This is a genomic window from Pantanalinema rosaneae CENA516 (assembly GCF_050753385.1).
In the GTDB taxonomy this organism is placed as follows: Bacteria; Cyanobacteriota; Cyanobacteriia; order Leptolyngbyales; family Leptolyngbyaceae; genus Pantanalinema; species Pantanalinema rosaneae.
Genome location: NZ_JBLZFZ010000013.1, coordinates 84,878 through 109,254 on the forward strand (window position 1 = coordinate 84,878; position 24,377 = coordinate 109,254).

The window sequence follows — 24,377 nt, forward strand, 5'->3', positions numbered from 1 at the left end:
TTGCTTGCCTCCCTTAGAAACTAAATGTGGTGCGGAGAGTTCCAATGACGATCGTATTGTTGTCAGAAATATGTCCGGGATGAGTGACCACAAAGATGCCTGGGGTAATCGAAATATTGTCATTGACTCGCCACCGATAGAAGGTTTCGAGATGCAGCGAAGTCGCTTCATCAAACCGCTCAATTAAATAGCCAATATGCAATTTGAGGGGCTGACCAAGCACGAATCCCCAGAGATCTCCCTGGCGACCAAAGGGATCGCGTAATCCTAAGGAAACGAGATAGGTAGAGGCGAGGGTAGCAGCATCCGATTCCCGCGAATCTGCAACGACTAATCCTCCCCAGGCTCCCAGAATTACCTTGGGTGAAAGCCGCCATTGCATAGAAGTCCCGATCGCGTGAATGGTTGCTTGCTCATTAAACCCGCCGGAAATATCAGCATTATTACTGCCGGTAAAGGTATCTAACCGAGCATCACTAGAATAGGCATTGATGTAATGGAATCCAGCCATAAAGGCAGAACTGGGTTTATAGAGAAGCTGCGTCCCAAAGGCATGGTGATCGCCAAACACGCCCTGATTCGGTTGGTTGGCATCCCGTGTACCATAGCCAAACTGAAGCCGCCAGCGATCGGAAATTAACCAGTCGAAGCCAACTCCAGCATCTAAATTTCCGATCCGCAGGAGTGGGCTAAACTCGGCAAACCGAGAAATCGTGCCCTGTCCCGCATCTGCCAGGATGGAATTAGGGCTTAAAACATTACTAAGTCCGAACCCTTCCGGTTGTACGATGACCACTAACCGATCGCTAACCGCAAAGCGATATTCCAACGAATCGAGATAAACTTGATTGTTCAAATCCCCTTGAAAGGACAGTAATGCCATTCTGGTGTTTAAAGCGTCGGGATTGGCAAAGCCCCCATTGGCAGCGTTGGCACTGGATAGCCCTACCCGCAGAATATCCCGTCCGGTAAAGGATGAGGCAATCTGAAGTTGGGTGAGATAGTTGAACGTTGTATTCGTCTCTCCTCGTCCGGGCGGTTCTCCCCCCGCAGCGCCGGATAAGGCAAAAATGCTTCGTCCGCCTAACGTGGCAGTTCTGGAGAATTGTTGGTTTTCCAGGGTAGCAGTTCGGGCGGTCAAGGCATCCACTCGACCTCGAAGCACCCCTAATTCGCCGCTAAATTCCTCCTGAAGCCGTTGTAAGGTCAGGAGATCCGCTTTACCCACTAACGGATCTGTCGCTGAGGCGATCGTGGCACTCACCCGATCTAAGCAGGCATTCAGACCCGCCGCAAATTCATCCCGAGTGATTGCCTGGTTGCCACGAAAGCGGCGATCGGGATAGCCAGCGATGCAGCCATACCGCTCAACTAAGGATTGCAGTGCCGAAAATGCCCAATCGGTTGGTTGCACATCGGTTAGTTGTGATACTGAAGTCACCTGATCCATTGCCCCATGGTCAGATTCGGGGGCTGACTCTGGGGAATCCGGATTGGCGGTGTTTGCGTGATCCAAACTTGCAGTGGAAAACTGGGGAATTAACCCTGAGGTAACGGCGGGATCAGGAGTTGTGGCGATCGTTGGGGTGGCAGGGATATCCGCAGGGGGGATGGGTTCTGGCAACTGCGAAAGTGGCTGGACGGACTGTTCCTCTACTAGATCAGAGGGTTGCTCTGAAGGTAACTGAATGGTTGAAAATTCTAAGTGAGCCACAGATTCAACTGTAGGACTGGTCAGATCGGGAGAGGCGAGAGAGGAACCAGAATGTAGAGGAACTTCCAGGGGGGTGTTCACGGTCTGGGGGTCAGACCAGGTAGGGGAGCGTAGAGAAACGGGTAACGTTTGGGACTCGATCGGGGGCGCTGCGGTAGGAAGATTGGCTAAAGAGGTTGAAACAACCACCACTGGTGCTGGCTCTGGGGGCAAGATTGGCAGCATAGGGGACTCAACCCATTTCAGGGTTGGTGAGCATAATTGTTATCAATACACCCTGAAGTTTCTTCAATCAGAAAATTTTGTAAAAAATCTTTAGGAATGGCAGTTAAAGGCAGTTCCAGGGAGCTGCTGTCCGCAAGCTATCTGAAATGGGCATAATACGAATCGATCGTATCCAATTCTCCAGGTAGCTAAAAACATCATGAGCAGGTTTGCTTCTCCCTTGAAGTTGGCATTTATTACGGCTACGCCTCAGAATACCAATCAGGGTAGTGGGACGTTTGTGGGCAATATCCATTTAATTCACCAATTGCGGCGGCAGGGGCATACAGTAGATGTGATCACACCAACACACCCCGTTGGCAAGCTGGGATCTACTGCACACCGATTTTTATGGAACTGGCAATTGCAGCCCGGCCAATTCCAAGGCTATGACCTGGCGATCGGGTTAGATATGGATGGCTACACCCTGGCAAAGCGGCTGGACATGCCGTTTATTGCCTATATTCATGGGATTATTGCCGATGAAGCTAAGTTTGAGCAGGGACGGGTCCGAATAGCACTGGAATTGCAAGCCAGAGCCGAGCAGCGGAGTGTGAATCGTGCCGATTTAGTGATTGCAACCAGCCAATATTCCTGTCAGCGACTCGGGAAGCTTTATGGCTACCCAGCCTCGCAAATTCAGATTGTGCCACCCCCGATCGATCTGTCAGCCTGGGATGCGGCGATCGCAGCAGCACGACAAACGGGGGAGGACTTTACGGCTACTCGTCCAACGGTCTTATGTGTTGGGGTGCAATATCCGCGCAAAAATGTGGCAACGTTAATTCGGGCTGCTGCCTTATTACGGACTCATATTCCCGACTTAGAGGTGCGGATTGCCAGTAAGGGCCCGGAATGGGCGAATCTCCGCCGTCTCACCGCCGAATTGCAACTGGAAAACACCGTGACCTTTTTAGGGCATTTGTCCTATAAAGAATTAGTGCGGGAATATCTCAGATGTCAGATTTTTTGTTTACCTAGTTTGCAAGAGGGCTTTGGGATTGTGTTTGCGGAAGCAATGGCAACGGGGAAGCCGATCGTCGCCAGTCGATCGTCCTCTACACCAGAACTGATTGAAGATGGTATACATGGCTTACTCGCGACACCCCGTGATCCCGAGGATTTAGCCCGGAAACTGGCTCGACTACTGGCGGCACCGGAGGAAGCGAAGCAAATGGGTCAGGCGGGACGTGCCAAAGTCAAAGAGTTTGATGTAACGCTAGTGGCTCAACAGTTTAGCCAGTTGTTAAGCCAAATGTTGATCTCGGAGCAATAGCGATCCTGGCTTGATTGGGATCATGCCATCAAAATTCCCATTGCAGTTCGCCGGTGCGGATTTTATCTAACACTAGCGAACTGTAAAGTTCCAATTCTTCGGGGGTGATTTTGCCGTCTGACCAGGCCTGGGTTTTCATGGCATCCAGTTCAGCTTTAGAAATTTTTCCGTCCGCGATCGCGCGTTCAATAATCGCTTTTAGTTTCTCTAGATCCCGTAATTCTTCCGGGCTAGGCTCATGCGGATTGGGTTGTGAAACGTCCATAGTCAAGATACCTTCTGTCTCGTCGCCGTTGAGTCTAGGGTGTCTACTCAAGAAATGTCAATCTTCATTCATTATCTGTTAAGGGAACCCGAGCTAATGGAATCGCTCATTCCCAGGATATCGGCTGGCTTCCCGATCGCCTGAATGAACGCCTCGAACCTTCGCGTTACTACCCACTTTACCCTTGAGAGTTTATCAGAGAAATCCTAAAATCTCTTAAAAGAGACAATTCGGCTGCAAGCTGACGGGATAGAACGGTGTTTAGCTGTATTGAGGGGCGTTAATCGAGTGAATCAATGGCTCTACCAGATGGCTTTACGTCGTTTAGAGGCTGCCTATCAAGCGGCAATGCTGATTCAGCAGATTGAGGTGACTCGGTTTGGTGGTGGCATGATTGTCCTCGATCCCAAGCAGGGTAAGATTGCCAGTGATTATTTCTGTACTCAGCGCGATCGCGAGCTAGCGAGAATTCGCTGGAATTTAGCCCAATTTCGCTTAAGTCAGTTATTCATCAATCAACAGGCGATCCGGCAGGATGAGGGGGGGATCCAACCAGGAGCGATGGCTTCCCCAGAAAGGCGGGCTGAATTTGCCAGAGTCGGGCATCTCCCGTTACCAACCTCTGCCAGTGAGATTGCCATTCTGGAAAAACTGGCGTTGATTGAAGGGATTGTTGCCAAGTACCGTCACCCTGTGGATAGGGAGGTGGCATTGCCCACGGGGGATGCTAAGCAACCGTTGTCCAATCTGCCCCAGGTCGATCCCAATGCGCTGAACCGGGCTAACCTCCAAACTTCCAGCCCCCCAACCATCAGTGATCCAGTGGTGGTTGCTGCTAATCGCCAACGATCGCGATCGCGTTTGGTATTCGGAGGTTTGGCACAGGTTGGACAGGAACTAACTCCCGAGTATGAACAACAGGTAATTCAAGAATTACGCTTGCGCCGACAACAGCAACGGACAACGATTCAATGGATTACCATTCTGGTGCTGATTCCACTATTAGTCCATATCACCGCTAAAACGCTAGTTTTTGATCCTCTACTCGGAAATTTTTCGGACAAACATCCTCAGAAGATTGAAATTCGGGAAGAAATTCAAGAGAGATTTTTTCAAGAATATAACCTGTTTAAAGAGTCCCTAGAAATCAAACAAATTTTGGGAGTAATGCCTAAACTAACTGAGGCGGAAACTGAAGCAAAATTATATGACAAGCTGATTGAACTTTGGCGAGAATCGCGTGAGGCGGCTCTGGATGGGTTAAAGAATTTATTGGCAGATCTAACAGCGTTATTAAGCTTTATTGGATTAGTGTATTTTAACCGCAATCAGTTAGCAGCAGTTCGTAGCTATTCTAACTGGGCATTTCTCAGTTTAACTGATCCGACCAAAGTATTTATTTTTATCTTTTTAACCGATATGTTTGTTGGCTTCCACTCTGCTGAGGGTTGGGAGGTGATACTTACGGGAGTCTTTGAACATTTTGGCTTGCCAGAAAATCGAGCTTTGATTGGCATGTTTATTGCTACAGTCCCTGTATTTATTGATTCCTGTATTAAATTCTGGATTTTTAATTATTTCACCCGGTTCTCACCCTCTGCTTCAGCTATTTTTGAGCGGATGAATGCCTGATTTTATGGGACATCACACGATGCGGTTAATCGAGCTATGTAAATTTGCTGAAAATAAATATAATCGGCTGCTAACGATGCTGATTTTAATTTTTCTCAGCGAACCTTTTATTGGGGCGACGATCGTTGGGGTTTCAATCGTCTTTATTATCTTTTTCGGGATTTCTTTATGGACGATTCTCTTAGTCATTCGGGCTTTGGAACGCAGTCGAACTATATTTAACTATTATTTGGGATTAGCTGGGTTAGCATTTTGCTTGCAAATTTTAGGTGAGTTAGATAATTTATCTATTTCAAACCAGAAAATTGTGATGATTAGTAGTCAAGCAATTTTTTTATTTTTTATTGGGATGTCAATTTTTCTGATTCTAGAGGAGGTGTTTGCCACCTCGATCGTCACCTCTGACACGATCAAAGGTGGGGTCTGTGTTTACTTATTAGTTGGGTTTTTCTGGTCAATTCTCTATGGCATGGTATGTAGCCTTAATCCGGCGGCGTTTTCCATACCAATGCAGGCATCCGATATCACCTATTTTAGTTTTATTACGCTAACGACGGTTGGGTATGGAGATATCGCTCCAATCAGTCCATTTGCCCGAATTCTGGCGAATTTAGAAGCGATCGTCGGGATTATGTATCCCACCATTTTTATCGCTCGATTAGTCGGGTTATATAGCCAGGAGAAAAAATAATTTACTCAAATTGCAGCTTAAAAGTTGCCACTAAACCAATTACCTGAGGTTAAAACAGAAACGGTACTGCTAATTTTTCCAGGTGTGAGGTATGGTGATCCAACGTTGCTTGAGTTTGCTGGTTGCAGGAGTTGTTCTGCCTGGATTCATCGCCGTAAAAGGGCAAGCGGCACCACCCCGATCGCCGGATCAGACGGTTGCCTGTGAAATTTTAGTGATTGGTGGGGGATTAGCGGGGGTCGCTACAGCCTACGAAGCCCTCCATGCCGGACGGGTCGTTTGTCTGACGGAACTGACGGATTGGCTGGGCGGACAGGTGTCGTCTCAGGGCACATCGGCGCTGGATGAACGCCGAACCCAACGGGAACAATTGTTCTTTTCTAAAGGCTACCTGGAGTTACGGCAACGGATTCGCGATCGCTACCCGATGCGATCTCCGGGCAATTGTTGGGTGAGTGCGGTCTGTTTCCTGCCCCAGGAAGGTCATGAAATTTTAATGGATATGCTGAAGCAAGCGGCTAAAACCGGCAAGGGTACACTGCACCTGTTTCCCAATACGGTCGTCAAAAGTTTAGAAACGACTCCCGTAGGTTCCGGGCAACAGATTCAGTCGGTACGAGCAATCCAACATTTTCCTGCCCCCGGTGCCCCACCCCTGAATACCCATCCCCTATCGCAAACGATCGCCGATAGCTATAGCGAACAAAACTCGACGCTATTTCACAAAAAAATTATTCAGTTTACGCCTCCCCCCGTTTCATCCTCCTCTCCCGCTTCACCCTGGTACGTGATCGAAGCGACTGAAACCGGAGAAATTCTGGCACTGGCGGATGTGCCCTATCGCCTGGGAATTGATCCCCGCAGTTTTGATGAACCTTCAGCCTCCGAAACGACCGCCTATCCCTACTGTCCGCAAGCCTTTACCTACACCTTTGCGATCGAGGCAATGGCAACTCCCCAAACCCCTACCATGCCGCCGTTCTACCCCCGGTTTGCTAATGCCTATAGTTACAATTACATGAACTTTGCGGAAAGCCCTGAACTGGTATTTACCTATCGGCGGATTTGGAGTACCCAGCCGGTTGCTGGCAGTCGGACGGTGAATGTCGGGGATATTTCGATGCAGAATTGGAACTGGGGCAATGATTATGGGCCCGGTACCGCCGAGGACAATTTACTCTACACGCGATCGCAATTACTGGAACAGGGACAACTTGCGCCGGGAGGCTGGCAGGGGGGCTATCGCATTAGTAGCCTCCAGGGCGGTGAGGAACAGGCACTCGGCTTTTTCTACTGGATGGTGGCAGGGGAGAAGGATGCCAAGTTACCCATCAAGCGATCGTTGCCGAATTTGCGGTATCTCAGTGGGTATGATTCTCCGATGGGAACGGCACACGGTTTGTCTAAGTTTCCCTATATGCGGGAAGGGCGGCGGATGATTGGTCGTCCTGCCTATGGTTATCCCACGGGCTTTACGATTTATGAAACGGCGGTATCGCGCAAAAACTACCAGGAGCCGTTTTATCAAGATCCAAATAATCTATCTGCTGAAACCTATCAGCGCTTAGCGGCGGCAATGGCAGGCTTACGGGCGATCGATGTGATTCAGGGCAAATTAGCTCCGGCGGAAATGCAATGGCGAACTCGCGCCCGGTTGTATCCTGATAGTGTGGGGATCGGTAACTATAACATTGACTTCCATCCCTGTATGGCATCCAGTCCGCCAGAGGCGGCGGGGAATGATGAGCGTCCGCTAGAACGGCAGGCGGCAGACCAAACCTATCCGTTCCAGATTCCCCTACGAGCGATGATTCCGCAGAAACTTGATAATTTGCTGGTTACAGGCAAAAATATCGCGACTACGCATATCACGAATGCTGCCTATCGGGTGCATTCATTTGAATGGTCGGCGGGAGCCGCGATCGGGACTACAGCCGCCTACGCCTTAAAAACCGGAATTATGCCCTATCAAATGGTTGATAATTTACCATCGGTTAATCTGTATTTAGAGGATTTACAGCGGCGGTTAACCGCGAATGGTAATCCGATTGCCTTTCCAGGCATGTCGATCTTGAATCAAAATTGGCGTGATTGGGAGTAGACAACAGACCCAGATGACCCAAACTACTGTTTTAACGGCTCTAACGGTACTTATAGGGCTTCGGGGGGTGATCTTCGCTGGCTTCAGCCTGTATCCCCTGGTGACTGGAAACTGGTCAGGTTTGCTGGCGTTGACGAATCAGGTTTTACGGGGCGGTTTGGCGGTGTCGTCTGTCAGTGAATATCAGTTCATGATGGCAGCGATCGGCGTGACGGCATGGATCACCTGCATTTTATTTGTTGGGGTCAGTATTGGACTATGGCAGCGGCGATGGTGGGCATGGTGGGGGGCAATGGGGTTAGCATGGCTGAATGTGGGCCTGGCGATCGCGCTGGTTTGTTGTGGGCTGTCGATCGGGGCACTGGTGCTGGGCGTAGGGGATGCGACCTTGCTGGGTATTCTCCGGCAAACCGAGGTCAAACAAACGTTTGATCGGGTGTAAGCAACGATATTGTGATTCCATTTGGGGGAACAGAGAATGAATGGGCAGTTAGGCGAACAGAAACCCACGGTGTTAGTCACAGGTGGAGCAGGCTACATTGGCTCTCATGCGGTGCTGGCATTACAACAAGCTGGCTACCCGGTGGTAGTGCTGGATAATCTGGTGTATGGGCATCGCGATATTGCCGAACAGGCGTTGAAAGTGGAACTGATTGTGGGCGATACCAACGATCGCGCCCTATTGGACAGTTTATTTGCCAGTCGAGCGATCGGGGCAGTGATGCATTTTGCTGCCTATGCCTATGTGGGTGAGTCGGTCAGCCAACCGGATAAATACTACCGGAATAATGTGGTGGGTACATTAACGCTGTTGGAAGCGATGGTGGCTGCTAAGATCAAAAAGTTTGTTTTTTCCTCCACCTGCGCCACCTACGGAGTGCCGAATCAAGTGCCAATTCCGGAGGATCATCCCCAAAATCCGATTAATCCCTATGGGGCAACCAAGTTGATGGTAGAACGGATTCTGGCGGATTTTGATCCGGCGTATGACTTCAAATCGGTGTGTTTCCGTTACTTTAATGCCGCCGGGGCTGATCCCGAAGGTCGGTTAGGAGAGGATCACAATCCCGAAACCCATTTGATTCCCTTAGTGTTGCTCACCGCCCTGGGCAAACGTGATTCTGTTTCGATCTATGGCACTGATTACCCCACCCCAGATGGCACTTGTATTCGAGACTATGTGCATGTGAGTGATCTGGCGGCGGCTCATGTGATGGGATTGGAATACTTACTCCAGGGAGGCAACAGCGATCGGTTTAATTTAGGCAATGGCAATGGTTTTTCTGTCAAACAGGTGATTGAAGCAGCCCGCCGGGTAACAGGGCGAGAGATTGTGGCGCTGGAACACGATCGACGTCCGGGTGATCCTCCGGCGTTGGTGGGTAGTGGGGACAAAGCCAGCAAAATTTTAGGCTGGAAACCGCAGTTTAGCGATATTGATACGATTCTGAAACACGCCTGGGATTGGCATCAAAAACGGCACGCGAAATAATGCGCTGCCAGGGGCGAGAGAGGTTGATTCGCCCCTAAGTTAGACGACAGCGCCAGGTTTGACTGGTAAATTAACGCCATAGTTCAAAATTAGCGTTGTGTAAGATTCAATATGCGTTTTCTGGCACTTGCAGCCGATTATGACGGTACTTTGGCAACCAATGGTCAGGTGAATGCAACGACTCTGGCGGCTTTAAAGCGGCTGCGAGAATCAGGGCGCAAACTGCTTTTGGTATCAGGGCGACATTTAGATGATTTAAATACGGTCTTTCCCCAGCTTGACCTATTTGATTGTGTGGTAGTAGAAAATGGGGCGTTATTGTATATCCCGGCTACTAAAGAAGAACGAATCTTAGGCGATCCTCCTCCCGCCGCCTTCATTCAGACATTACAGGAACAGAATGTCCAACCCCTTGGGGTCGGTAGGGTGATTGTTTCTACCTGGGAACCCCATGAAACCACCGTACTGCAAGCTATTCGGGATTTAGGATTAGAACTACAAATTATTTTTAATAAAGGTGCCGTCATGGTGCTGCCCTCAGGTATTAATAAAGCCTCGGGATTAAGGGCGGCGTTAACCCAGTTAGACCTCTCCCCCCATAATGCCGTCGCGATCGGGGATGCGGAGAATGACCATGCCATGCTGGATTTATGCGAATGTTCGGTGGCTGTTGCCAATGCCCTACCCGTGGTGAAAGACAATGTGGATTGGGTGACACAGGGGAGTCGGGGAGATGGCGTGGTGGAGCTAATCGATCGCCTGCTGACATCGGATCTAGAGGCGATCGCGAACCAACGCCACCGGATTGCCTTAGGTCGCCAGGATGATGACACTGAAGTATCGATTCAACCCTATGGATCCAGTTTGCTGTTAGCCGGAACCTCGGGGGGAGGTAAGTCAACTCTGGCAACCGGGGTGTTAGAGCGATTAGCGGAGCAGGGCTATCAGTTTTGTATTATTGACCCCGAGGGCGATTACGAAAGCTTTGAAGGAGCCGTAGTGATGGGGGATGGTAATCAACCTCCGAATCTCAGTGAGGTCATGGATCTGCTGGGTAAACCGGATCAGAATGTGATTCTTAACCTGTTAGCCGTGAAACTGGAGGAACGACCCGCCTTTTTCGCCGGACTCCTGCCCCTACTACTCGAACTGCGGGCAAGTACAGGTCGTCCCCACTGGATTGTGGTCGATGAAGCCCACCACATGCTCCCTGCCTCATGGCATCCTGCCTCCCTCACGCTGCCGCAGACCTTTAATGGCATGATGTTGATTACCGTCCATCCCGATCAGGTCGCTACCCCCGCCCTATCTCTGGTCAATACGATCGTGGCGATCGGCAAAGCTCCCGATCAAACTATTTCCTCCTTTTGCCAAAGTGTCGGGTATTGTCCCCCTGACCCCATTCCGGCTGAAGATTTGCCGCCCGGTGACGCGATCGTCTGGTTTTGCCAGGATGACCGTCAGCCGATTCGGTTTAAGGTGTTGCCCCCGAAAGGTGAACGGCAACGCCACAAGCGCAACTACGCCGAGGGATTGCTCGGAGATGATAAATGTTTCTACTTTAGAGGGGCAGAGCAGAAGCTGAATTTGAAAGCTCAAAATCTGATGATGTTTGTGCAGTTAGCCGATGGCATTGATCAGGATACCTGGCTCCACCATCTCCATCAACAGGATTATTCTCGGTGGTTGCAAGTAGCGATTAAAGACGATGAATTAGCCGTAGAGGTGACGGAGATTGAACAACAGACCGATCTCTCAGCCGAGGAAAGCCGCGATCGCGTCAAAGCCGCTATCATGCAACGCTATACTCTGCCTGCCTAATGGTCAGAATTACCAACTCTCACCGGAACCCCCGCCGCTACTACTGGAGTGATCATCAGAACTCCAGCTACTTCCTGCGCCACCCCCATCGGTGCTACCGCCGCCAAAGTCGCTGCCACTACTACTGGTGGACTGATCGCTATAACTCCAGCTACTTGTTGATTCACCACTACTGTCACTGGAATAGTGATGGGAATTCCAACTACTAGAGCTACTAGAGACATTTAAGCTATGGTTAGTCTGCCAGTGGCTCGTTGACGTTGAACTGGAATTGACAGGAGTAGCTAGTCTAGGAATCGTTTCCCATCGCTCATGGACAAACGAGCAACAGTGACATTTCCGGATAATTTGGCGCTGTCCCTCACTGTAGGAGGTGGCTGCCTGGGAGGTTCTAGATGTTTCTTCGATCGTCAGTTCTTGGCAATTCGGGCAGTGCTGGTAGCGACTGGATTGCACATAGGCTCGGATATGGATATCTGTCGTTCCCGCCGCACAGTGGGAGCAATGCCAGCCCAGGAATGCCACACTACCCAAATATCCGGCAACCCGCTCTGGCTCGCGCAACAGATGGTGAATTTGCTCAGAGCCAACCTGTTGCATGGGATGATGGCAGCTTGCACAATGGGTGGGGCGTTCTGATTCAGCCTGTTGGAATAAGTGAAAATTATTGACTCGGGAACGTCCGCTTGGCGGAATAGTGACCGCATTTTTAGGCAGTGGTAAACAGGGGATCGCTTCCTCGGTCTGCCATTGCTTCGAGCAGCAGCGACACTGATACTTCACCCGGTTTTTCCCTTCCTGATTCCAGGTCGGTTGTTTTAACAACTCGGAACTATGAACCGCCGTCAGTTCCTCACAGGTCGGACACAGGCTAAATTGCTCGTCATCCATCACCGATGCCCGCAGGTGGAAACCTCTGCCATACAGAGAAGCCTGACAGGGTTTACACCGCCAGCCATGATATACCACACTACCCAATTCCTGGGCGGTTTGCTGCGGTTCACTGAGAAACAGCGATAGTTCGCCGGCGGTCAACTGTTCCATCTGTTGCCGACAAACCGCACAGTGGAACCGTTTGGCTCCTACGCCTGCCTTTCCAGTTCGGGAGTCCCCCTCAGGAGCCAAAAATACTCGACTGAGGCGACGGGACAACATTATGACACCGATAGAAGCTGTGCCGATGCCTAACCCACCCCAGAGCGGATTAAACCAGTTGTCTGAGTCTTGCGGGGCAACGATCGCGGCTGGATGGGCGGGGGCGACGGGGGCTGCCAGAGGTAGCGGGGTTGCCGTAGTAGCCAATGGTTTGGGAGCGATCGATGGTGGATTCTGGCTGGGGGCAGGAGGAGATCCGGCAGGAACGGTTGCAACCTGCGGGGGGCGATAGCGACTAACTTGGGTGACTAATGCTCTTGTCCCCGCTAAAACCCCGGCATCAAATTGACTTTGTTTAAACCTGGGGGTCACTTCTTGCTGAAGAATTCGACTGACTTGGCTATCTGGCAACAACGTTCTCAGCCCTTTGCCAGTAATAATTTCTACCCGACGATCGCCTTTAGAAACGAGCAGAAGTACGCCATTATTGCGACCTTTCTTGCCAATCCCCCAGGTGTTAAACAGTTGTGTGGCAAACGCTTTGGGGTTGGTGGCAGAAGAAACATAGGGAACTGTTACGACGGCAATTTCACTACTATTTTTCGCTTCCAACTCGGAAATTTGCCGATTCAGTTGCTTTTTTGTGGCGGGAGTCAGTAACTCTGCCATATCGGTCACCCATCCCCCATTGGTGCGTCTGGGATTAGGAACCGATGCGATCGGAACAGCGAGACAATGGGAGGCAAAACTCACTAGAACTAAGGTCAAAGTGCTTGAGCAGAATGCTTGTTTGAGCATAGGAAAATTAATTGCTACGAGAGGATTCAGATCAGCAGTTTTCACGTTCTAACAGAGTCTTCATGCGTGTATTTCACCATTACGGAATCCATTGTGAGCGATCGCATTTCTGCCACGGGATGACTCCCCGACATGCCAGAGTTACAACTGAATTGCTGCCGTGGGTGTGGCTTTAATGGATGTTGGTTGGTATCTCGCTGTACTCGGAGTTAACTGATGGTCCAGCCGCGATCACTTCGGGAGCAGCATCAGTGAATTGGGCAAAATTATGCACAAATTGTTGGGCTAATTGGTGTGCCTGGTGATCATAGGCGGCTGGATCTGCCCAGGTTTGGCGGGGATCAAGGACTGAGGCAGGAACGCCGGGAACTGCTTCAGGAACCAGCACCTTAAAGATCGGATGGGGTGTGTAGCGAACGTGATCTAAATCGCCGTTTAAGGCAGCAGATACCATCGATCGGGTATGCTGAATCGAAATCCGTTGTCCAACGCCATAACCACCGCCTAACCAACCGGTATTCACCAGGAAGACTTGGGTTTCAGGATGTTGCAATAACCGCTCTCCTAACATTTCGGCGTAAACGGTGGGGGGAAGCGGGAAGAATACCTGCCCAAAACAGGCCGAGAATGTACTTTCAGGTGTTGTAATCCCTCGTTCTGTACCCGCCAGTTTGCTAGTGTAGCCAGACAGGAAGTGATACATGGCTTGTTCGCGGGTTAAGCGGGAGATGGGGGGGAGAACGCCAAAGGCATCGGCGGTCAAAAAGATAATGGTTTTAGGAGGATTGCCGATCCCAGTAGCGATGCTGTTCGGAATATGTTCGAGCGGATAGGCGACCCGAGTATTTTCAGTCAGACGATCGTTGTCATAATCCAGTCTGCGAGTTTCTGGATCAATCACCACATTTTCTAATAATGCCCCAAACCGAATCGCTGACCAAATTTGAGGTTCATTGTGTTGGGATAGACGAATGGTTTTGGCATAACATCCCCCTTCAAAGTTAAAAATGCCTGCCGTTGACCAACCGTGTTCATCGTCTCCAATCAAATAACGATCGGGATCGGCAGAAAGGGTCGTTTTACCAGTGCCTGACAAGCCAAAAAACAATGCTGTATGACCATCAGCCGCAATATTAGCTGCCCCATGCATCGGGAGAACATTGTGTTTAGTCATCACATAGTTTAATAGCGTGAAGATCGATTTTTTCATCTCCCCGGCATAATGAGTGCCACCAATTAAGACAATGCGCTGAGTGAGATGTAAGAGAATAAAGGCTTCACTATTCAGTCCATCTGTTTCAGGATGACCTTGCAATCCGGGTAGGGCAATTACCGTAAAATCGACTTGATGCTGTTGCAGTTCTACTTCAGTTGGGCGACGGAAGAGTTGATGGACAAATAGATTTTGCCAAGCAAATTCATTGATGACTCGCACTCCAAAGCGATAGGTGGGATCGGCTCCGACAAACCCATCGAAGATATACAGATCGCGATGTTGGACATACTCCATAGCGCGTTGATAAAGCTGCTGAAACTGAGCGTCTGAGATGGGGCGATTCGTATGGTTCCAATCTACTTCATGGCAACTGCCGGATTCATAGACAATAAACCGATCCTGCGGCGATCGTCCGGTATATTTTCCAGTTTCTACACAGAGGGCACCATTAATTGCCAGTTGACCCTCACCTCGCATCAGGGCATGTTCAACTAATTCAGGAATTGCTAGATTGCGATAAACATGATGCAAGTTTTGCATTCCTAATTGACTTAATCCATACGTGCGATCGACCTGCATAGGTTGCAACAATTGCCATGCCATTTGGAGTAAGTTATCCGATGGATTCATCGCCACAGGCTGCTCTCGTTCCACATCCTTCTCGACAGCCGTTGCCATTACGGGTGACACATCACAATGCTGCGATCGAGAACAAATCAAGTGAGAAATTACCTGCTGCTGATATTCTTGAAGCTCTAGATGATCTACGGATACCATACTATAACCTCCAATGGCTGAATTTAAATCAACTGGATAAAATTCTGGTGATTATGCAAGCGAAACTCGTCCCATGGGGTTCCATTGCCTACCCAAAAAATAGACTTCTTGCAGGAATGCTGAAGAGCCAAACAGCCGATTTAAACTACCAAAATCGACCGTTGCAAGAGGTCAAACGGGATTTATATAGGAGTGTGAACCCAAGGAAAAATATGTCGAGAAACCCTCTGCTTGCTCTGATCGCTTTAATAAAAGGCTGGCATTGAACTTAAGAAGTCGTAACCTGAGGCTGGCACCTTTGAGATTTTTTGGGGAGTTGTTATCGAATTAACTTTCCCATATCTGTAATATTAATGACATTTTTCATGAATATCAAGTTAACAATTGTGTGCCTGCTGGAGCCTATATTTTCAAAACTAAAAATTGTTTCTTTCCTGGTAGTAAAACTTCACCTTCTTCCTGATTGCCATGCTGCTGTTAACCGCGATCTCCTAATGAGTAGAAGCTCATGTTGTGGCTACCTACAATGTTGTTGTCAGAGCTATTTCGACTCGATCGTGCCGCGTGTGACACCTAATTGATTCTGTAACTTGAGGGTTCGCCATAGTTGCGCCCCTGTTATTTGCCCTTGCAGCAGTTGTTGATAGTGTTGAATCGTTTGCGTCACCTGGGTGGGCGTTTCATGCACAAACTCTAAGCGAAAGTGGGTGACCCCTAATTCCATCAAGTGGTGAACATGCTCGGCTCCAGTTTGGGCAGTTCCGTTAAATACCGTATTCCGACAACCCGCATCGGCCTGCAGAATATGTTCTGTCCCCACCCGATCGCGCAATTTCACCTGATATTGCTCACAGGGACGACCACAGTTGGTGTAATCGGTTCCGGTAGAAAGGAAGGCACAAAAGACACAATGTTCCATGTGAAACATGGGGATATGTTGATGAATGGTGACTTCAAACCAATTCGCAGGACAACTGCCAAGTAAAGCTTCTAGTTGATGAATATTGAGATCATAGGAAGCGGTTAGACGTTCCAAAGGAAACTGCTGTTTGAAGTAATCGGCGGTTAAGGGATTGGCGACATTTAGAGAAAAATCGCCAATGCAACGATCGCGACTAAAAAATTGAAGTTGATCATAGTTCCGCACTAAATAACCATCAGCGTTGCAATCCCGTACCTGCTGAAGAGTCCAGTTTTCGCCCGGTTTCGTAATGCGGGGAGGGGCGACGAAGATTTGAGGTGAGGGGGATGGGGAGGAGGGGGGAGAAGTGCGGCTACCTTCCCTACCTTCTGCCTGCCGAACTAACTGCACTGCTGCTCGATAATTTCGGGGGTCTTCAAATTCGCAGTAAAGGGTAGAAGTTCCAGTTGCGATCGCGGCTCGTAGTTGGGGAATGTTACGAACCAGGACAATTAACTCTGGCGATCGCGAACCAGAATCAGTCATTGGCTCAAAATGCTTGGGAAGTAGATCTTGCAGGGTTGCCTGCGATCGCAGTTCCCAGGATTGAGGTTTCGCTCTTAATGTTTCTAATTGGGTCACTACATCGCGACGCATCTGGTTAAGTTCGCTGACTGGCAGCATTACCTGCCCATCCAGATGGTTACTTAATTGATCCAAATAAAATGGCGTATTGCCTAACCGACCTAATTGCTCCTGTAAGCGTTCCGTGGTGAGTGGTTTGCTATGGGCGGCAACTAATGGCATGGTTGATGCCACCTGAACCACATGTCCCAAGCGATCGCGAGCAACGATCGTCACGGGTCGCTCAACTTCACCATACACTTCTAGATCAATCGGACGCTGAAATTGGGGGGTTTCGCCACTAAACGTTTGGCGTAGGTTGCGATCGAGTTCGGGATCACTGGTTTTCCAAACGCGATCGCCGACCTGAATCCGCCGCAGATTGAGATTGCCATGCCCAAAGGTGAGAATTGCCGCCTGTCCCCGTTGGTCTACGGTGTAGATGCGTCCGCCTTCTTCGGGTTTTTCGGGATGCCCGTGATCGAATACCACCCCATCCCCCGGTTTCACAGGAGCCTGTAATTTAATCGTGATGCGATCGCCCTGAATCTGCGTTACTTCCCCCAGGTAAACTCCCCGTTTCTTGCCAAATCGCGCATGTACCAGCGTTTGATTGTTAATGCCCTCAAACCACCCAGTCGATAATCCCCGCGAAAACGCCATCTCCAAGTCATACCGCTCTCTATCCTCCCCATCTTCCCCATCTCCTTGCAACCCCATGACCCGATCGATCGCCTGCCGATATACCCGTGTCACATTAGCAACATACTCCGGTGACTTTAAGCGACCCTCGATTTTGAGCGAACTAACTCCAGTTTTGATCAGGTCTGGTAGTATATCGAGTCCGGCTAAGTCCTGGGGACTTAAGAGATATTTACGATCGCCCAAATCAATCACTTTGCCATCGGCAATCAGGTCATAGGGCATCCGGCAGGCTTGGGCACATTCCCCCCGATTGGCCGATCGTCCCCCTAACGCTTCACTGGTCAAACATTGTCCCGAATAAGCGACACACAAAGCCCCATGCACAAACACTTCCAGAGGTAACGCTATATGCTGCTGGTGAAGCTGCTGTTGGATTTTGGTAATTTCTTTCAGCGAGCATTCCCGCGCCAGCACGACCAACTCGCATCCCAGCGATCGGGCAAATTCCACCCCTGCTGCACTGGTAATTGTCATTTGGGTGGAGGCATGGATAGGAAAATCGGGTGACAGGTGACGGATCAAGCGGCAGAGTCCGACATCTTGGACGATCGCCGCATCAACTCCCGCCGCTATGATCGATCGCAGGTATTGGGCAGCTTCGGGTAATTCCGAGGTGAAGATTAAAGTATTCACAGTCACATACCCTTTCACGCCGCGACGGTGAAGAAATTCCATCAATGCAGGGAGATCGGCTTCCGTGAAATTCTCGGCTCGCATTCGCGCATTAAACCGTTCCAGCCCAAAATAAATCGCGTCAGCCCCATTTTCGACAGCCGCTTTAGCACAGTCCCAACTGCCCGCCGGAGCTAATAATTCCGGACGCTGAATCAGGGAGGAATGGGGTCGTTGAGTCGAAGAGGAATGTGCCGTCATGTTCGCTGCGATCGTGTGGGTTCTCTAGCCATCATATCGGTTGGACAATTCTGCATGTAGACTGTAGAGGCAAGTTTTGGCGAAATGATTTACGGCTATGGCGGAAACACAGGTCGCACCCTACGGTTCATGGAAATCTCCGATTACTTCAGATCTGATTGTGGCAGGCACGATCGGGTTAGGAGGTGTGCGGTTAGATGGTAATCAGGTGTACTGGAGCGAACAGCGTCCGACGGAGGGGGGACGGAATGTGATTGTCTGCCGGACTGCCGATGGGCATATCACCGATGTCACACCAATGCCGTTTAACGTCCGGACTCGGGTGCATGAATACGGTGGTGGTTCCTATCTGGTGCATCAGGGCAGCGTCTATTTCTCTAATTTTGCTGATCAACGAATTTATCGGCAGGATCAGGGGATGGAGCCGATCGCCATTACCCCCGAAGGGTCATACCGTTACGCGGATGGTGTGGTGGATGCAGGGCGGAATCGGATGGTGTGTGTACGAGAAGATCACACCGGATCGGAAGAAGCTGTGAATACGATCGTCAGTCTGACCCTGGATGGCAGCACGAAGCCGTTAGTATTGGTTTCTGGGAATGATTTCTATTCATCGCCCCGGCTCAGTCCTGATGGGTCGCAACTGGCATGGATTACCTGGAACCATCCCAATATGCCCTGGGATGATACGGAATTGTGGGTAGGTCAACTGAATGCCGATGGCACGATCGCGACCAGTCAGAAAATTGCGGGGGGTATGAATGAGTCGGTGGTGCAGCCGGTTTGGTCGCCGGATGGTCGGTTGTACTTTGTCAGCGATCGCACAAATTGGTGGAATCTTTATCGCTGGAATCCCGAGGTGGAGGATGGGGTAGAAGCCCTGTGTCCAATGGCAGCCGAATTTGGCTCGCCCCATTGGGTGTTCGGAATTGCGGATTATGCCTTTGCCTCTGCCGATCGCTTAATCTGCACCTATAGCCAGGAAGGGGTGAGTTACCTGGCAAGCCTGAACGTGCAAACTAAGGAATTGTCACCGATTACCACGAATTACACCTCGATCGCGGGAATTCATGTGCAATCCGATCTAGCGGTGTTTAATGCCGGATCGGCAATGGAACCAGGAGCGATCGTGCAACTGGATTTAACTACGGGAGAAGTGACTGTCCTGCGGCGTTCCAGCACCCTGGAAATTGATTCCGGTTATTTATCCGTTCCTCGCCCGATCGCCTTCCCGACCGAGAACGGCTTGACTGCCTATGGGTTCTTCTATCCGCCCCAAAACCAAGATTACACCGCGCCCACGGATGAACGTCCCCCCCTGCTGGTGAAAAGTCATGGTGGCCCGACTGCCGCTACCTCGACCGCATTTAACCTGCGGATTCAATATTGGACGAGTCGTGGGTTTGCGGTGTTGGATGTTAACTATGGGGGCAGTACGGGGTATGGGCGGGAGTATCGAGAGCGCCTGAAAGGACAATGGGGCATTGTCGATGTGGATGATTGCGTTAATGGTGCGAAGTATTTAGTGGCGACGGGTGAAGTAGACGGCGATCGCTTAATGATTGATGGCGGCAGTGCCGGAGGTTACACGACCCTATGTGCCTTAATTTTCCGGGATGTTTTCAAAGCAGGAGCCAGTTACTATGGGGTCAGCGATCTGGAAGCCTTAGCCACCGACACCCACAAGTTTGAAGCCCGGTATCTAGATAGCTTGATTGGAGCTTATCCCGCTCAACGTCATTTATACCTGGAGCGATCGCCGATCCATGCCACCGATCGCTTATCTTGCCCGGTAATCTTTTTCCAGGGCGACGAGGATAAGGTTGTGCCTCCGAATCAGGCGGAAATGATGGTGGATGCCCTGCGAGCCAAACAATTACCTGTGGCGTATGTGCTGTATGGTGGCGAACAACATGGGTTCCGCAAAGCTGAAAATATTAAGCGCACTTTAGATGGAGAATTCTATTTCTACTCCAAAGTATTTGGATTTGACATGGCTGATGATGTAGAACCCGTCGCGATCGAAAACTTGTGAACTAGCGCAAAAAACTCTTCTATAGAATAGGAGATTTCATCGCTGACGGATATTCAAGCTTGAGTTAGAGAGATTTCATCTCGATTTCCAATTCTCAAGCCCTAAATCATTGGTGATAGTGGTAAGGTGCTGGAATTAGTCGTTGATCATTGGTTATTTTGTCTCCAAAGGACGAATAACCAGTGACAGCCTCCCTCCGCTTGTTCACCCATCAAATCAGATCGCTATAGGTGAAAAAGGCTGCTCACAACCTTAGCTGATGGTTAACAGAAATACAGTTGCTACCAACTTAAACTCTACCGATCGATATGAGCAAGCAATCTGTTAAATCTACCTGTAGATAGAAGCCAATTGCACCACAGCATAGATTTCTGATAAAAGAAAAATTTTTGCCGTGATTTTACGGAAATTTCACTGATCCCTTCTGTTTCTTCATTCGTGCTTTATGTGATTTCACTGAATGAAGCTATAGCATCAGCGGCATGGGTGCGTATGTTTCCTACCCAATATTCAGGAACTAAGCGATGCAGGATTCGATTTCATCAGCAGGCTATAAAGGGCCGTCACGATCGCTGTTATCCCATTTATTAATCGCTACGTTAAGCATTGGTCTTGTTGTTTGGGCGGTTAAATTAATTCAAGAAAAGGTCGCCTATGTTAAAAGTGGCGATGCGATCGTGAACGGAGTTTTAATTGACATTAAAGCGCCGCAAGAAGGCATGATTACAAATGTTTCACTTAAAACAGGTGAAGGCAATATTCAAGGAGAAACACTACTAACGATTCAGAATGATCGAGTGAGTAATCTGCAAGTTCAGTCTATTAAAAGTCGGCTGAGTGAACAAAAAGTAGAACTCGATCGCGCTCAAACTCGGTTAGCCCAAATGCAGAATCTGCGCGTTATTGCCACCACCGATCGGGGGAACCAGCATCAGCTAGAGACGTTAGCCGCAGGGCAAGCTTCCCAGAAACTAGCATCGGATATTCAGGGGGCGAAGGCTCGCTATCGGTTAGCTCAAGTTAACTATGAACGCACAGTGTATTTAAAGCAACAGGGAGCCGTTTCTCAAGCGAGTGTGGATGCCCTGGCCGCAGAGGTAGAGGAGCGCAAGGCCGAAATTAGCAGTCTGGAAAATCAGTTGGCGGCATCACGTACTAGCCAACAAGCGGTGCAGTTAGGTTTGACTCTATCAAACACTCGCAGCGACGCGGATCCCCGCCTGCGATTAGAAGAACTGCAACTGCGAATCTCAGATCAGCAGGAAGTGATTGGTACCCTGAAGCAAAAAATTCGAGATACAGAGGCAGAACTGACTCAAGCGATGCGAGATGTACAGAAGCAGAATTTTGCGGCAGTCAAAGTTCCGGCAACCGGGATTGTTTGGCGCATGAATGTGCAGCCAGGTCGCTATGTCCAGCAAGGTGAATCGCTAGGACAGATGTTGGACTGTAATCGGCGCTGGGTTGATGCGCTGGTTGATGAGCAAGCGGTGCGATCGCTGCAACCGGGTACACCTGCCACCGTCAAGCTGTATGGTACAGAAGCTCGTAGTTTGCAAGGTCAAATCAGCATGATTCGATCGGGGTTAGGTCGTCTGGCGGCTGGCGAAGAGGTCGCTGTCCCGACTGCCCCGAATCTCCCGCGCAAAGCGCAAGTTCGCATTGATCTGGAGCCTGACCCCCAAAACAGTTCGGGTCGGTTTTGTTATGTCGGTTATACCGGTGAAGTGACCTTCAAGGTGCAGTAAGCCCAAGTCATTCAATCCTGAATTGACTTTCACGAACGCGGATCATCCCACCTTAATTAAGGGTTAAGTTTATGCGTGTGATTTCTTCGCCACCAGAGCCGAAGTCTCCTACTAAAAAAAATCCTCGATCGCTTGTCTCTCGTGTACTGCGCCTACCATTCCCCAATAGCCGATCGCAGATTCAGCAGTTAGTCTCTCCTGGTCTCTGGATTATGTTTGTCAGTAGCGTGATCCTGTGGTTAAGCGCCCTGTTTGTCACGAACTGGAGACCGATCGTTTTTCCGTTAGCCGAGGTTAACCCCACAGTTCTGCGTCCGTTGCCTGACTTCTTGCAAGTCTCACACACCAATATTGAAACCTGGCTACCCGTAGCCTTGGCTGGTGCGACCTGTATCGGACTCCGGTGGTTGCCCCCCAACAATGTGACTCGGTTAGTTGTGAGATTAGGCGTAGGGTTCATGGCCGTTCGCTACTTACTTTGGCGATCGACGGCAACCCTAAACTTAACCCATTGGGTCAGTGCCCTCCTGAGTCTCCTCTTCTTTGCCAATGAGATTGTTTGGATCAGTTCCTACTTGATTTACTATTTGCAATCAACCTGGACAACGGATAAGCGACGCACGATCGCTGCCAATCGCTATGCCCAGGATGTGCTGGCAGGTCGCTACTTGCCCTCGGTGGATGTATTCGTTCCCAGCTACAAAGAACCTGAATATATTGTGCGCCGAACGGTGGTGGGTTGTCAGGCGATGGATTACCCGAACAAAACGATTTACATTTTGGATGATACTCGCCGTCCCCATATTAAGCAGCTAGCCGAAGAGTTGGGCTGCCGATATATCACTCGTCCAGACAACAAACACGCCAAAGCCGGTAATCTGAATAATGCTTTACCCCAAACCGATGGTGAACTCATTACGGTGATGGATGCCGACTTCGTGCCCTTCCGAAACTTCTTGACGCGAACTGTCGGGTTCTTCCAAGATGCAAATGTTGATCTGGTGCAAACACCCCAGTTTTTCTACAACCCGGATTATCATGCGCGGAATTTAGGCTTGGATGGAGTTTTACCGAATGATCTAGAACACTTTTTTGGCTATGTCCAACCCGGACGCGACACCGGCAATTGTGTGATTTGCTGTGGTACATCCTATGTGGTGCGTCGTAGCAGCGTAGAGGCTATTGGTGGTTATTATACGCGGTGTTGTGTGGAGGATTATCAAACTTCCATTCGGTTGCTGACGCATGGATTTCGGATTATCTATCTGAATGAAATGTTGAGTATGGGTGAATCAACCCGGATGTTTGCAGACTTTATTGATCAGCGATTGCGATGGCTGCAAGGTAATTTACAAGTTTATTTCTGTGGTCAAGAATTACCAATTTGGTCAAAACTCAATTGGGTGCAAAAAAGCTATCATCTCACCCTGATTCTGTTCTCTTTCAATCCAGTAATTCGAGCGATCGCGCTGATTGTGCCTTTAGTCAGTCTATTGTTAGGCCCATCACCACTGGTTGCGTCTGTGCCAGAATATATTTTCTACGCTGTACCGTTCGTCCTGTTATACACTGCCTCCTTTACCTGGGCTACGGACTATCGCCTGTCTGCTTTCTGGAACGAAGTACATGAGACGACCTTTTGTTTCCCAGCCTTGGGGCGGATTTGGCTGATTCTACGCAATCCGTTTGCTAAAGCCAGTACAGCGACTCGCAAGGGGGTTAAAGCCGAAACGAAGAACTACAATTTGCATTTAACCTATCCCCTCTTAATTCTGCTGGGGCTCTCAGCCATAGGATTGTTTATCCATTATGGTGGTTATGTTCTGGGATTTTGGCCAGAGTATCAGTACGAATATGAAGGCAAACAAATCCTGATCTTCTGGATTGTCTATAACATGATCGTGATGGGGGTATCGGTGCTGTCCTCGATCGATCAACCAGTGCGACGAGTCAGCGATCGCTTTCCTCTCTGTACGGCTTGCAAAGTCACTTCGGGCAACCGTCATTACTGGGGCTATACCAATAACCTCTCGGAAACGGGTAGCAGGATTACATTAACCACAAACCGATTTTTAGCCAGTGATCAGCCTGTAGAAATTGAGTTCTTGGAGCATGAATTTTCTGTGACGGCAGAGGTCGTGCGATCGACGTTACAAGATGGTCATAGTAATGTATCGCTGAAGTTCATTGATGTCACTGTTGAGCAAAGTCGTCACTTAGTTACGTTGCTCTACTGTGATACGGCTGAGTGGAAACAGCGTAAGCGGGTAGGAGGGTTAGATTCTATTCTGATGCTGCTATCATCTGTGCTAAAACTTAAGCCCATTCTCAACATATACAATCGGTAAG

At 49.6% G+C, this 24,377-nt stretch carries 15 protein-coding genes; 10 read left to right on the plus strand and 5 right to left on the minus strand.

The genetic code is table 11. The features are described 5' to 3' along the window. Positions 1-13 precede the first annotated feature (13 nt). Positions 14-1,939 carry an iron uptake porin gene (locus ACN4EK_RS10075; protein ID WP_431657723.1) on the minus strand — a complete coding sequence of 642 codons (1,926 nt, stop codon included), beginning with the start codon at positions 1,937-1,939 and terminating at the stop codon, positions 14-16. Between the two features lie 199 nt (positions 1,940-2,138). On the opposite strand from ACN4EK_RS10075, the gene ACN4EK_RS10080 reads away from it, so the two are divergent. Then, complete coding sequence (locus ACN4EK_RS10080) at positions 2,139-3,254, plus strand: glycosyltransferase family 4 protein (protein WP_431657724.1); 1,116 nt, start codon at positions 2,139-2,141, stop codon at positions 3,252-3,254. Positions 3,255-3,282: 28 nt separating this feature from the next. Here the strand turns inward: ACN4EK_RS10080 and ACN4EK_RS10085 are convergent, their stop codons facing one another. Next, positions 3,283-3,519 (minus strand): hypothetical protein, encoded by a 237-nt coding sequence (locus ACN4EK_RS10085; RefSeq protein ID WP_431657725.1) that lies wholly within the window; start codon positions 3,517-3,519, stop codon positions 3,283-3,285. Positions 3,520-3,828: 309 nt separating this feature from the next. On the opposite strand from ACN4EK_RS10085, the gene ACN4EK_RS10090 reads away from it, so the two are divergent. From ACN4EK_RS10090 to ACN4EK_RS10115, 6 genes are all read left to right on the plus strand, one after another. Beyond that, on the plus strand, positions 3,829-5,151 hold the full coding sequence (locus tag ACN4EK_RS10090; protein ID WP_431657726.1) for a hypothetical protein: 1,323 nt from the start codon (positions 3,829-3,831) through the stop codon (positions 5,149-5,151). Continuing rightward, a complete protein-coding gene (locus ACN4EK_RS10095) occupies positions 5,144-5,842 on the plus strand; it encodes a potassium channel family protein (RefSeq protein WP_431657727.1) in 699 nt (232 codons plus the stop codon). The genes ACN4EK_RS10090 and ACN4EK_RS10095 overlap by 8 nt, the downstream gene beginning before the upstream one ends. A 91-nt stretch (positions 5,843-5,933) precedes the next feature. After that, positions 5,934-7,943, plus strand: coding sequence for an FAD-dependent oxidoreductase (locus ACN4EK_RS10100; protein ID WP_431657728.1), 2,010 nt, complete (start codon positions 5,934-5,936; stop codon positions 7,941-7,943). Positions 7,944-7,956: 13 nt separating this feature from the next. After that, positions 7,957-8,385, plus strand: coding sequence for a hypothetical protein (locus ACN4EK_RS10105; protein ID WP_431657729.1), 429 nt, complete (start codon positions 7,957-7,959; stop codon positions 8,383-8,385). 36 nt (positions 8,386-8,421) lie between these two features. After that, on the plus strand, positions 8,422-9,435 hold the full coding sequence (gene galE / locus ACN4EK_RS10110; protein ID WP_431657730.1) for a UDP-glucose 4-epimerase GalE: 1,014 nt from the start codon (positions 8,422-8,424) through the stop codon (positions 9,433-9,435). Between the two features lie 111 nt (positions 9,436-9,546). Next, the gene (locus ACN4EK_RS10115; protein ID WP_431657731.1) at positions 9,547-11,256 is read left to right on the plus strand and encodes an HAD family hydrolase; all 1,710 of its coding nucleotides are present in this window, start codon (positions 9,547-9,549) and stop codon (positions 11,254-11,256) included. Between the two features lie 9 nt (positions 11,257-11,265). Here ACN4EK_RS10115 and ACN4EK_RS10120 read toward each other — a convergent pair whose 3' ends face one another. The 3 genes from ACN4EK_RS10120 to ACN4EK_RS10130 form a co-directional block, all read right to left on the minus strand. Then, positions 11,266-13,119 carry a TPM domain-containing protein gene (locus tag ACN4EK_RS10120; RefSeq protein WP_431657732.1) on the minus strand — a complete coding sequence of 618 codons (1,854 nt, stop codon included), beginning with the start codon at positions 13,117-13,119 and terminating at the stop codon, positions 11,266-11,268. A 202-nt stretch (positions 13,120-13,321) separates the two neighbouring features. Continuing rightward, positions 13,322-15,142, minus strand: a complete 1,821-nt coding sequence (gene pckA, locus ACN4EK_RS10125) for a phosphoenolpyruvate carboxykinase (ATP) (RefSeq protein ID WP_431657733.1) — start codon at positions 15,140-15,142, stop codon at positions 13,322-13,324. Between the two features lie 541 nt (positions 15,143-15,683). Beyond that, positions 15,684-18,245 carry a U32 family peptidase gene (locus ACN4EK_RS10130; protein ID WP_431657735.1) on the minus strand — a complete coding sequence of 854 codons (2,562 nt, stop codon included), beginning with the start codon at positions 18,243-18,245 and terminating at the stop codon, positions 15,684-15,686. A 97-nt stretch (positions 18,246-18,342) separates the two neighbouring features. Between ACN4EK_RS10130 and ACN4EK_RS10135 the strand changes: the two genes are divergently transcribed. The 3 genes from ACN4EK_RS10135 (at position 18,343) to ACN4EK_RS10145 (ending at position 24,376) form a co-directional block, all read left to right on the plus strand. Then, positions 18,343-20,280 carry a S9 family peptidase gene (locus ACN4EK_RS10135; RefSeq protein ID WP_431657736.1) on the plus strand — a complete coding sequence of 646 codons (1,938 nt, stop codon included), beginning with the start codon at positions 18,343-18,345 and terminating at the stop codon, positions 20,278-20,280. A 524-nt stretch (positions 20,281-20,804) separates the two neighbouring features. Continuing rightward, a complete protein-coding gene (locus ACN4EK_RS10140) occupies positions 20,805-22,028 on the plus strand; it encodes an HlyD family secretion protein (RefSeq protein ID WP_431657737.1) in 1,224 nt (407 codons plus the stop codon). 71 nt (positions 22,029-22,099) lie between these two features. Next, positions 22,100-24,376, plus strand: coding sequence for a glycosyltransferase (locus tag ACN4EK_RS10145; protein WP_431657738.1), 2,277 nt, complete (start codon positions 22,100-22,102; stop codon positions 24,374-24,376). Position 24,377: the final 1 nt, after the last annotated feature.

Bases quoted from the DNA above. Each gene is read 5' to 3' on its own strand.
- galE (WP_431657730.1), top strand. From the start codon at position 8,422: ATGAATGGGCAGTTAGGCGAACAGAAACCCACGGTGTTAGTCACAGGT.
- ACN4EK_RS10140 (WP_431657737.1), top strand. From the start codon at position 20,805: ATGCAGGATTCGATTTCATCAGCAGGCTATAAAGGGCCGTCACGATCG.
- ACN4EK_RS10085 (WP_431657725.1), bottom strand. From the start codon at position 3,519: ATGGACGTTTCACAACCCAATCCGCATGAGCCTAGCCCGGAAGAATTA.
- ACN4EK_RS10095 (WP_431657727.1), top strand. From the start codon at position 5,144: ATGCCTGATTTTATGGGACATCACACGATGCGGTTAATCGAGCTATGT.
- ACN4EK_RS10080 (WP_431657724.1), top strand. From the start codon at position 2,139: ATGAGCAGGTTTGCTTCTCCCTTGAAGTTGGCATTTATTACGGCTACG.
- ACN4EK_RS10090 (WP_431657726.1), top strand. From the start codon at position 3,829: ATGGCTTTACGTCGTTTAGAGGCTGCCTATCAAGCGGCAATGCTGATT.
- ACN4EK_RS10115 (WP_431657731.1), top strand. From the start codon at position 9,547: ATGCGTTTTCTGGCACTTGCAGCCGATTATGACGGTACTTTGGCAACC.
- pckA (WP_431657733.1), bottom strand. From the start codon at position 15,142: ATGGTATCCGTAGATCATCTAGAGCTTCAAGAATATCAGCAGCAGGTA.
- ACN4EK_RS10135 (WP_431657736.1), top strand. From the start codon at position 18,343: ATGGCGGAAACACAGGTCGCACCCTACGGTTCATGGAAATCTCCGATT.
- ACN4EK_RS10145 (WP_431657738.1), top strand. From the start codon at position 22,100: ATGCGTGTGATTTCTTCGCCACCAGAGCCGAAGTCTCCTACTAAAAAA.
- ACN4EK_RS10105 (WP_431657729.1), top strand. From the start codon at position 7,957: ATGACCCAAACTACTGTTTTAACGGCTCTAACGGTACTTATAGGGCTT.
- ACN4EK_RS10130 (WP_431657735.1), bottom strand. From the start codon at position 18,245: ATGACGGCACATTCCTCTTCGACTCAACGACCCCATTCCTCCCTGATT.
- ACN4EK_RS10100 (WP_431657728.1), top strand. From the start codon at position 5,934: ATGGTGATCCAACGTTGCTTGAGTTTGCTGGTTGCAGGAGTTGTTCTG.
- ACN4EK_RS10075 (WP_431657723.1), bottom strand. From the start codon at position 1,939: ATGCTGCCAATCTTGCCCCCAGAGCCAGCACCAGTGGTGGTTGTTTCA.